This is a genomic window from Deltaproteobacteria bacterium, assembly GCA_005879795.1.
GTDB lineage: Bacteria > Desulfobacterota > Binatia > DP-6 > DP-6 > DP-6.
On record VBKJ01000275.1, the window covers coordinates 1 to 2,746 of the forward strand.

Genomic DNA, 2,746 nt, shown 5'->3' on the forward strand with positions numbered 1-2,746 from the left:
CGCGCGCATGCCGTCGAGCGCGACCACGTCGCCCACGGCGAGGCCGGGCGCGTCGAGCTGACCATCGACCAGCACCAGCTCGAGGGTGTCCGCGCTGGTGCGCGTGAAGCGATGCGGGCACGGTGCCCACGAGAGCGTGCGCCACGAGCGGGGCATCGGCAGCCGGTAGAGCGTGCGAAAGAAGAACGGGTGCAGGCCCATGATGAAGTCGGGCGCGCGCAGCACGACGACGCGCTGCCTCGCGAGCCGCTCCGGGTCGAGCTCGACCTGCTGCATGGCCGTGACCAGGCGTTCGTGCATCACCTCCCGCATCACGTACGGGGAGGCGAGCCGCGCGAGGGGCGCGATACCCAGGTGAATCACCGCGAGCAGGACGCAGCCCGCCGAGACGACCTTGCACCGGACGCCCCGCGGCGGCCGCAGCACCGTCCACCAGCGTTGCAGCACGAACGCGATCGCAACCGACCCGCCCAGCATCGGCAGCACGAGACAGCGTGAGCCGATCGGCGTGCCGGCGAACGGTATCGCCGCTGCTGCTGCGCCGGCGATCAGCCAGCAGCTGCCACGCCGTTCCTCGTCCGAGCCGCTTGCCCAGACCATCCGCAGCAGCAACGCGACCGCAACCACCAGCGCGCCGCCGAGAAGCGTGAGGGCGGAGCGCAGGTCCGGTCGCAAGATCCAGAGATCGGCACCCCCGCCGCCGATCACCGCGCCGATCAGAAAGAGCCAGCGAGCGGGGAGCTGGACGAGAAACGCGACCGGCGCTCTGAGCGGGTCGACGTAGCCGCCACCGACAGCGCCGAGCCCGGTCAGCTGGAACATGGCGAGGTAGGCCGCGAGCAGCCCGAGCGCCGGGCTGACGGCACGCCAGCGCTCCTTGCTGTCACCGGGTGCGCTGCACGCCTCGTAGGCGAAGAGATAGGCCAGGACGGCGAGCGCCGCCTCGCTGGCCGCGAGCGAGAGCGCGAACCCGACGACCGACAGGACGCGTCCCGACCGCCACCCGGTCTCGCGCCAGCGCACATGGGCCGCGAGGGCGATCGTGCCGAGCGCACCGGCGATGACGATGTGGCGCGCCGCGTTCCAGAAGAGGCTCCCGTGGATGCCGGAGATGGCGAAGACGATCAGCGCGAGCGTCCCGATGGGCCCAGGGAGCGCGCGCCGTAGCACCAGCCCCAGACCGGCGACGAGCGCGATGAACCAGCAGGCGCCCTGCAACCGGTAGCCGACGGGCCACAGGCCCCACATCGCGTGGTCCGCGGCGAGGAGCGCCGAGCTGAGCGGCCGGAAAAAGGCCATGTTGAAGTCGGGGCCGAAAAACCAGGGGAAGGCGCCCGCATCCTGCATGGCGCGCACGTGCTCGGGCACGCCATCCGAGATCGTGTAAAGCCGCCACGGGCCGAGCCAGGTGCAGGGCGAGACGCCCTCCAGCGCGCCGAGCTGGAAGAGGTCGTCAGCCATGAACGCGGCGAACGGCAACTCGGCGAGGCCGAGCAGCGCGGCGAGGAGCACGGCCACGACGAGAGGGCCTCTGATGCGTGTGATCTGCGCAGCGCTCAGGCTGCCGCCCGCAGACGCGCGATCCGCTCGTCGAGCGGTGGATGCGACGCAAAGAGGCGCATGAACTTCGTAGAACTCGATATCCGCAAGGCGGCAATCGCGGGGTGAGCCTCTTCAGCCGACGGCTCGCCCTCGACGTTCCGCTTGAGGGCCGCGAGGGCGTTGATCATCTTCTCACGACCCGCGAGGCGTGCGCCGCCCGCATCGGCACGGAACTCCCGCTGCCGCGAGAACCACGCCACCACCATCGAACCAAGGAACATGAAGACCACCTCGAGCAACAGCTGAACGACGATCACGAGGGCGTAGGAGGGCGCCTTCGTCACGTCCCGGCGCATGCTTTGCGCGATCCCCCACGCGATCGCTCGCGAGAGAAACATCACGAACGCGTTCATGACGCCCTGAAGGAGGGTCATCGTCACCATGTCGCCGTTGGCGATGTGGGTTACCTCGTGCCCGAGCACACCCTCGACTTCAGCGTCGTCCATACGCTGCAGGAGACCCGAAGAGACGGCCACCAGCGCCCGTGACCGGGTGGGGCCGGTCGCGAACGCATTTGGGTCGCCCGAGTCGTAGATACCAACCTGCGGCATCGGAAGGCCCGCACTGCGCGTCAAACGTCCGACGACGCCAAGGAGTCTCTGCGCTCCGGGATCCCGTGTGCTCGAATCGATCAACTGCACGCCCATCACCATCTTCGCCATCACACGCGACAAGCCGAGCGAGATGAACGCCCCGGACATGCCCCACACGAGGCAGAACAGGAGGAGCGAGCGGTAGTCGATCCCGCTGTGGGTTAGGTAGGGGCGGACGCCGAGGATGTTCAGGAGGAGCGAGACGGTGATGACAACGAGGAAGTTGACCACCAAGAACAGGACGATTCGCTTGGCCATACGGGTGAGGATAGCGGTGCACCGACCGGCCTAGCAAACAGACGGCAGGGTCGAGCAAGGTCAGCGCCGGCTACCTGGGGCCCGGATCGGGCGAGTGCGGAACGGCCCGATAGCAAAGGGGTCCGGGAGCGTCAGGCTTCGCTATGGCTACACCAGCATGACGGTTGCCGCGCTCCAGAGTCAGGCGCGCGAAATCAAGGTCTTGAAGAAAGAAGTGGCGAGGTTGCGCCGAGCACTACAAGCGAGGGACGGCGCGGGCCGGAGTACGGGTTTCGGGTCGAGGCGGTAGCGTG

Annotated in this window: 2 protein-coding genes; both read right to left on the minus strand. The window is 68.5% G+C overall.

The window, feature by feature from the left end:
* The coding region (locus tag E6J59_20010) for a hypothetical protein (GenBank protein ID TMB15366.1) at nt 1–1,518 on the minus strand (1,518 nt) is incomplete at its 3' end.
* A 38-nt stretch (nt 1,519–1,556) separates the two neighbouring features.
* Entirely contained in the window at nt 1,557–2,453 is an 897-nt protein-coding gene (gene htpX / locus E6J59_20015; protein ID TMB15367.1) for a protease HtpX, read from the minus strand.
* Nucleotides 2,454–2,746 lie beyond the last annotated feature (293 nt).

Excerpts from the sequence above, each read along its gene's own strand:
- htpX (TMB15367.1), bottom strand. The coding sequence starts at position 2,453 with ATGGCCAAGCGAATCGTCCTGTTCTTGGTGGTCAACTTCCTCGTTGTC.